At 68.1% G+C, this 7,131-nt stretch carries 9 protein-coding genes; 7 read left to right on the top strand and 2 right to left on the bottom strand.

The features are described 5' to 3' along the window. Window positions 1-209 precede the first annotated feature (209 nt). The 7 genes from ACTIR_RS0107640 to ACTIR_RS0107610 all read left to right on the top strand — a co-directional run bounded on the left by ACTIR_RS0107640 (window position 210) and on the right by ACTIR_RS0107610 (window position 5,505). Complete coding sequence (locus ACTIR_RS0107640) at window positions 210-800, top strand: HhH-GPD-type base excision DNA repair protein (RefSeq protein WP_026453822.1); 591 nt, start codon at window positions 210-212, stop codon at window positions 798-800. A gap of 345 nt (window positions 801-1,145) precedes the next feature. After that, on the top strand, window positions 1,146-1,697 hold the full coding sequence (gene ectA / locus ACTIR_RS0107635) for a diaminobutyrate acetyltransferase (protein ID WP_026453821.1): 552 nt from the start codon (window positions 1,146-1,148) through the stop codon (window positions 1,695-1,697). Between the two features lie 73 nt (window positions 1,698-1,770). Further along, entirely contained in the window at window positions 1,771-3,024 is a 1,254-nt protein-coding gene (gene ectB, locus ACTIR_RS0107630; RefSeq protein WP_026453820.1) for a diaminobutyrate--2-oxoglutarate transaminase, read from the top strand. 58 nt (window positions 3,025-3,082) lie between these two features. Then, window positions 3,083-3,484, top strand: coding sequence for an ectoine synthase (locus ACTIR_RS0107625; protein WP_026453819.1), 402 nt, complete (start codon window positions 3,083-3,085; stop codon window positions 3,482-3,484). Window positions 3,485-3,602: 118 nt separating this feature from the next. Continuing rightward, on the top strand, window positions 3,603-4,508 hold the full coding sequence (gene thpD / locus ACTIR_RS0107620) for an ectoine hydroxylase (protein WP_026453818.1): 906 nt from the start codon (window positions 3,603-3,605) through the stop codon (window positions 4,506-4,508). Between the two features lie 320 nt (window positions 4,509-4,828). Then, on the top strand, window positions 4,829-5,071 hold the full coding sequence (locus ACTIR_RS0107615; RefSeq protein WP_052583763.1) for a ribbon-helix-helix domain-containing protein: 243 nt from the start codon (window positions 4,829-4,831) through the stop codon (window positions 5,069-5,071). Continuing rightward, a complete protein-coding gene (locus ACTIR_RS0107610; protein ID WP_026453816.1) occupies window positions 5,068-5,505 on the top strand; it encodes a type II toxin-antitoxin system VapC family toxin in 438 nt (145 codons plus the stop codon). Before ACTIR_RS0107615 ends, ACTIR_RS0107610 begins: the two co-directional genes overlap by 4 nt. 29 nt (window positions 5,506-5,534) lie before the next feature. Here ACTIR_RS0107610 and ACTIR_RS0107605 read toward each other — a convergent pair whose 3' ends face one another. Continuing rightward, a complete protein-coding gene (locus ACTIR_RS0107605; protein ID WP_026453815.1) occupies window positions 5,535-6,413 on the bottom strand; it encodes a hypothetical protein in 879 nt (292 codons plus the stop codon). After that, window positions 6,407-6,898, bottom strand: a complete 492-nt coding sequence (locus ACTIR_RS0107600) for a DUF6932 family protein (protein WP_026453814.1) — start codon at window positions 6,896-6,898, stop codon at window positions 6,407-6,409. The genes ACTIR_RS0107605 and ACTIR_RS0107600 overlap by 7 nt, the downstream gene beginning before the upstream one ends. Between the last annotated feature and the right edge of the window lie 233 nt (window positions 6,899-7,131).

Below are 7,131 nucleotides of genomic sequence, written 5' to 3'. Positions count from 1 at the left end.
AACGCGGCCGCGGCGACGGCGAGCGCGACCCCCGGGTGTCGGCGCAGCCGCAGCGGCGCCCGCGACCACGGTGTCGCCAACCCCCAGCGCGCCATCCGGGGAGCCTAGGGTCGACGGGGGAGACGCGGAAGCGACTTCCGGTCATTTCTTCCCGCGAACCGGCCCCGACTCCGTCTGCCCGGGGGCCGGGTGCGTGCGAGGATGTCGGCATGCGCGCGACGTTGCATCTCACCGGGGACCCCGACGCCGACGGGCTGCTCAGCCGGGACCCGATGGCGCTGCTCACCGGCATGTTGCTGGATCAGCAGGTGGCGATGGAGGTCGCCTTCGCCGGGCCGAACAAGATCGCCGACCGGCTGGGTGGGTTCGACGTGCACCGCATCGCCGAGTCCGACCCGGAGGAGTTCGCGGAGGTGTGCGCCCGGCAGCCCGCCGTGCACCGGTTCCCCGGGTCGATGGCGAAGCGTATCCGGACGCTGGCGCAGTACGTCGTGGAGCACTACGACGGCGACCCCGAGCGGATCTGGACCGAGGGCGAGCCGGACGGGCGCGAGGTGCTGCGCAGGCTCAAGGCGCTGCCCGGGTACGGCGACCAGAAGGCACGCATCTTCCTGGCCCTGCTCGGTAAGCAGCTCGGTGTCGAGCCGCACGGATGGCGGGAGGCTGCGGGCGCCTACGGCGAGCCGGACGCACGGCATTCCATCGCCGACGTCGTCGACGGGCACACCCTGGAGGAGGTGCGCGCGTCCAAGAAGGCGGCCAAGGCCAGGGCTAGGGCGGGTGGATCGGGCGCGGGGTGACGTTCCGGCCGCCGGAAATGCCCGCGGTGGCGTTCCCGTCGCACACATGGAGTAACAGAATGGCCCGGTAGGACGCTCACCCGGACAGCCTCTCGCGTTCTGTGCCGATCCCCACTACCGTACGGCGGAGGAACCGTCACGCGGGGAGAAGCGCTCGCGGTGCGCGAGACACGGCTCCCGGGAGACGGGCACGGACGTCGTGTTGTGCTCCTAGCACACCGCTGCCCGTGATCGGTACAGTTCTGTCGGTGTTGTCACACGAGTGTCGGCGTCTTCGCAGGTCGGAGCGCTGATCGAGATCGTGTGGGCTGAGTGGCGGGTGCTGCTCTGTTATGTTGCATGAATATGTCCGGAAAGCACCCCGAGCGTGCCGACAGTGACAATCGTGCGACGGGTCCCGTCGTGATCGAATCGCCGAACAAGGGTGACGGCGCGGCCCTCTGGCGAATCGCACGTGATTCACAGAAGCTGGATCTGAACTCGTCGTACGCCTACCTGTTGTGGTGTCTCGATTTCGCCGACACATCGGTGGTGGCGCGGGTCGACGGCGAGGTCGTGGGCTTCGTCATGGGTTACCGCAGGCCCACCACGGCCGACACCGCACTGGTGTGGCAGGTCGCCGTCGACTCGTCCCAGCGGGGCCGCGGCCTCGCGGGCACGCTGCTCGACGAGTTGTACGCCAGGCTCGTCGAGGAGGGGGTGCGCTACCTGGACACCACCATCACGCCGGACAACGAGGCGTCGATCCGGCTGTTCGAGTCCTTCGCCAAGCGGTGGAACGCCGAACTCGTGCGGTCGGAGTTGTTCGCCGAGGATGACTTCCCGGATGCGCACGAGCGGGAGGACCTGTTCCGGATCGGTCCCCTTTCGCCTGCGCAGCGACCAGCAGGACGGTGACGGCGTGGATGCGCGCGGCGACCTGCCGTGCCCGCGTGCGCGAACCGTCCGAGAAAGCAGGAGACGAAACAACGTGAGCATCTTCGAAACGCTCGAGTCCGAGGTGCGCAGCTACAGTCGTGGCTGGCCCGTGGTGTTCGATCGGGCGCAGGGCAGCTGGCTCTACACCGAGGACGGCACGCCGTATCTCGACTTCTTCGCCGGAGCCGGCGCCCTGAACTACGGGCACAACAATCCGGCGTTGAAGCAGGCGCTGATCGACTACATCTCCCGGGACGGGGTGACCCACTCCCTGGACATGTACACCAGCGCCAAGCGGGACTTCCTGGAGAGCCTGGACGAGGTGATCCTCAAGCCCCGCTCGATGGAGTACAAGGTCATCTTCCCCGGCCCCGGCGGTGCGAACGCCGTCGAGGCCGCGCTGAAGCTGGCGCGCAAGGTGACCGGCAAGGAGTCGGTCATCAACTTCACCAACGCCTTCCACGGCATGACGCTCGGCGCGCTGTCGGTCACCGGCAACTCCATGAAGCGGGGCGGTGCGGGCATTCCGCTGGTGCACGCCACGCCGATGCCGTACGACAAGTACTTCGACGGCGCCTACCCCGACTTCTTCTACTTCGAGAAGCTGCTGGAGGACTCCGGCAGTGGCCTGAACGAGCCCGCCGCCGTGATCGTGGAGACGGTGCAGGGTGAGGGCGGCATCAACGCGGCCCGGCTGGACTGGCTGAAGAACCTGTCCGACCTGTGCAAGAAGCACGGCATCCTGCTCATCCTGGACGACGTGCAGATGGGCTGCGGGCGTACGGGGCCGTTCTTCAGCTTCGAGGACGCCGGTATCGAGCCGGACATGATCTGCATGTCGAAGTCGATCGGTGGCTACGGCCTCCCGCTGGCGATCACGCTGATCCGCCCGGACCTGGACGTGTGGTCGCCCGGTGAGCACAACGGGACGTTCCGCGGCATCAGCCCGGCGTTCGTCACCGCCGCCGAGGCGCTGCGCACCTACTGGCGCGACGACGAGCTGGAGAAGGGCACCAGGGCCAAGGGTGCGCGGATCGGCGAGGTGTTCACCGAGCTGGTGCAGCGCTACCCCGAGGCGAACCTGATCGCCAAGGGCCGGGGCATGGCCCGCGGGCTGGAGTTCGAGAGCGGCGAGGTCGCCGACAAGGTGTGCGCCGCGGCCTTCGACCGTGGTCTACTCATGGAGACCTCGGGGCCGGACGGGGAGGTGGTGAAGCTGCTGCCCGCACTCACCACCACCGAAGCCGAGGTCGAGCAGGGGCTGCAGATCATCTCCGAGTCCGTCGACTCGGTCCTGGGCCGCTGAACCACACCGACACGCCCCGGCCGCGGTCGGGGAGCAACACGCGCAGAAGGAGACACCCGTGATCGTCCGCAACCTCGACGAGATCACCGACACCGAGGCCGACATCCAGGAGCCGAACTGGCGCAGCAAGCGCATCGTGCTCGCCAAGGACCGGGCAGGATTCTCGGTGCACGAGACCACGCTGTACGCGGGGACCGTGAACGACTTCTGGTACGCCAACCACATCGAGGCGGTGTTCATCGTCGAGGGTGAGGGCGAGGTGACCGACAAGGCCACCGGCGAGACCCACCAGCTCCGCTCGGGTTCGCTGTACCTGCTGGACCAGCACGACAAGCACCAGGTGCGGCCGAAGACGGACATGCGGACGGTGTGCGTGTTCAACCCGCCGATCACCGGGCGGGAGGTCCACGACGAGAACGGTGTCTACCCGCTGGTGGTGGAGGACGAGGCCGCGTCGTGACCTGCGCCACCCACGTGGTCCGCTAAACATCCACCCATCCGGGTATCACTCGACAGAACGGGGAATCACTACACGGTAGGAACACCACGAAACTCGGTATTCGGAGGAGGCGAGCATCGTGACACTCGCGGAGAGCCGGATCAGAGACCAGTACCCCACCCGCATCGCGTCGGGCGAGCCGCAGCTGCTGCAGCGGCCGGACCCGACCGTGTGGGGCGGCGCGGACGACGGGCCGTTCGACGCGGCCGAACTGTCGGCCCACGACGACAAGGGGTATTCGATCATCGAGGGCCTGCTGTCCCCCGCCGAGGTGCAGGGGTACTGGCAGGAACTCGAACGGCTCTCGTCGGACGAGGCGCTCAAGTCCGACGAACGGGTGGTCACGGAGAAGGCCTCGGGCGAGGTCCGCTCCGTCTTCGAGGTGCACCGCATCAGTGAGGTGATCGCCCGGCTGGCGCGGGACCCACGGGTGCTGGACCGCGCGCGGCAGCTGCTGGGGTCCGAGGTCTACCTCCACCAGAGCCGGGTCAACTACATGCCCGGCTTCCGGGGTAACGGGTTCTACTGGCACTCCGACTTCGAGACCTGGCACGCCGAGGACGGGATGCCGCGGCCGCGTGCGGTCAGCTGCTCGGTCGCGCTCACCGACAACTACCCCTTCAACGGGGGCCTGATGGTCATGCCGGGCTCGCACCGCACCTTCGTGCAGTGTGCGGGCGAGACCCCGGACGACCACTACAAGGCGTCGCTGAAGGAGCAGGAGATCGGCGTGCCGACCGAGCACGACATCACCAGGCTCGCCGCCGAACACGGCATCGACCAGTTCACCGGACCCGCGGGGTCGGCGTTGTTCTTCGACGCGAACATCATGCACGGGTCGGGCAACAACATCACCCCGTATCCGCGGTCGAACATCTTCCTCGTGTTCAACAGCGTGGAGAACACGGTGGTGGAGCCGTTCGCGGCGAAGGCACCGCGGCCGGGTTTCATCGGCGCCCGCGACTTCACGCCCGTCCGGCGCTGAATGCCCCGGATGACGTCGCCTCCGCTGCGTGACCATCCGGTACACGGACCGTACCGGGCCGGATGCCGCCGCCCCGGTGCGGTCTGCTACCTTGAGCGCACCTCAACGGCGCGGCTGACGAGGTGATCGTCGCCGTCCGGCGCGGGTGACTCCTTGCTCGGGGTGAGGCCCGCACCCGGAGGGCGGTGTGAATTCGCGACGGGTACGGCCCCGCGCCGCCAGATCGGGACTGGTGGCACGGGGCCGTACCCGTGCCCCGGGCACACTGACCTACCTGGAGATGCGCTACACCGCGTCGGTTGGGTGGTACCATATATGGCATGGTGAAGACGACAGTCTATATCCCGGATGACCTCGAAGTCCGCCTGGATGCGGAGGCTGCGGCTACAGGCACGAGCAAAGCGGAACTCATTCGGCGGGGCATCACCATGGTTCTGGAGACGTCGGAGCGGCCCAGGAAGAAGCGCCCCCTTCCGGTGTTCAACAGCGGTAGCACCATGACGTCGGACGAGATGGACGAGGAGATCCGGAGCCACATCGAGCAGCGGGCGGCGCGGAGATGATCGTGGTCGCGGACACGTCCGCGTTGTTCGCCGGCTTCGACGCGGGCCAGTCCGAGCACGGCGAGGCACTCACCGTCATGGAGACCGAGACACTGGCGATCTCGCCGCTTGTGCTGACCGAACTCGATTTTCTGGTGCACCGACGTGCTCACTTCGACCTTGCGCTGCGCGCGACCGAGTCGCTTCTCGAACGCATCGGGGAAGGCCAGTACAAGCTCGCGGAGTTGCGTCACGCTGACCTGGTCGCGGCACACGAGGTGCGTCTCAAGTACGACGCCCTACGTTTGGACATGGCCGATGCGGTAGGTGTTGTGCTCGCCCACCGTTACAACACCAACCGCATCTTCACGCTCGACCACCGGGATTTTCGCGCCGTCACACCGCTGTCCGCACAGTTCGACGCGTTCAGCATCGTGCCTGCCGACTCGGCCTGAATGACGAGTCCGCGGATTATGGGGCCTGTTCAGTCGAACAGGGTGGTTTCCGAGCGGATCTCCAGGAGTTCGTAGACCGGCCTGCCCCGGCGGCCGTCGATCGTGGTGGTGCGCACGACCCGCAGCCGGGTGGTGACCGGACGGTCCAGGTTCTCCTTGATCTCGTCGAGCAGGTCGGGCGCGACCGCACCCTGGATGGTGGCGCCGGTGTCACGCTCCAGGTAGAAGATGCGCCGCCGGGTGCGCACGCCGTCCAGCCTGCCGGTGACCGTCTCGTAGCCGACGTCCTCGCGGGACTCCCGCAGACTGCCCTGCAGCACCTTCGCCTGTTCGGTGGTCATGCTGCGCATGACCTCCTCGCCGGAGGTCGGCACCAGGGACAGGCCGATGCTGGAGTTCTTCATGACCGCGTTGACCACGTCGCTGACCGCGTTGCGCACGGTGTCCCGCTGCAGCAGCACCGCGTCCAGCGCGCCGTCGTCGGAACCGTTGGCGGGCAGGAAGTCGCACAGCTCCTTCACCGCCCGCTCGGACAGCGTCTCGATCCCGTCGGAGATCAGCGCGTCCGGGTCGGTGGTCTCCGGGAAGCCGAAGAACATCGCGTTGCCCGCCTGGCCGCGCTGGATGAGCGGGGCCTTCTCCCGGTCGGCGGGCTGCACCGAGGTGATCTCGGTCTGCGGGTTGCGGACGATGTGGCCGATCTTCGCGGTGGCGTCCTGCAGCGCCCTGCTGATGTCGGAGGAGGTGTAGGCGTCCAGGCGCGAGGAGTTCAGCATCGACACCCGCAGCAGCGGGGACCGCGCGCTGCGTTCGAACTTGGCGTGTGCCGACCACGCCGACGCCCGCGCCAGGTCGTCGAGCCACGTGCCGCCGGGGATGTTGTCCGCCACCTGCCGGAAGTTCACCAGGCCACCTCCGCGAACCCCTTGAGTGTGCCCGGGACGGGGCCCCGGGCCCAGACGGCCTCCCAGGTGTCCTCGTCGCCGGGGCGGCACAGGAACCCGTCGAGCAGGCCGCTCACCGGCTGCACCTGGTCGAGGTAGGTCACCGGTTGTTCGGCGATCACGCCGCGCAGGGTCATCAGCCCGTACAGCGCCGAGCGCGCCCGGCCGTCGAGCCGTTTCAGCGCGCCCCACTCGTCCGGGATGAGCACCACGTCCACGTCCCGGGGGACCTCCGTCGTCCGGATCAGCAGCCCGCCGCCGATCCAGGCCCGCCCCGACGGGATGAGCCGGTACACCACGCCGAGGTACCCGCTGAGCGCGCTGAACAGCAGCTCCCGCTCATTGCGGTGCGGGGCGTCCCACACGAGACGTTCGTAGATGTCGGAGAGGTCGGCCGGATGCCGTCCGGGCGGGAGAACGTTCTCCGACGTCCAGTACGGAAGCGGCATGCACATTCCTTACCCACTGCCGGAAGAGGACCGGAAAGCAATTTATCAGCCGCCCCGTCACCGGTCGCGCCGCCGCTGCTCCTCGTCCCGGACGACGTCCTGCTCGTCGGGCCACTCGTTGCGGGTGTGCCAGTCGGCGGGGCCGAGCGGCAGCACCCCTTCCCGGCGTCCCTCGTCCGGCGCGTTCGTCTCGTTCCGCGCGGAGGAGGTGTCCGCGCGGCCCGCCTCCGTGC

It is taken from the genome of Saccharomonospora iraqiensis subsp. iraqiensis, assembly GCF_000430445.1.
Lineage (GTDB): Bacteria > Actinomycetota > Actinomycetes > Mycobacteriales > Pseudonocardiaceae > Saccharomonospora > Saccharomonospora iraqiensis.
Note: the sequence above shows the minus strand (reverse complement) of the source record. Positions and strands in the feature narration are given on the sequence as shown.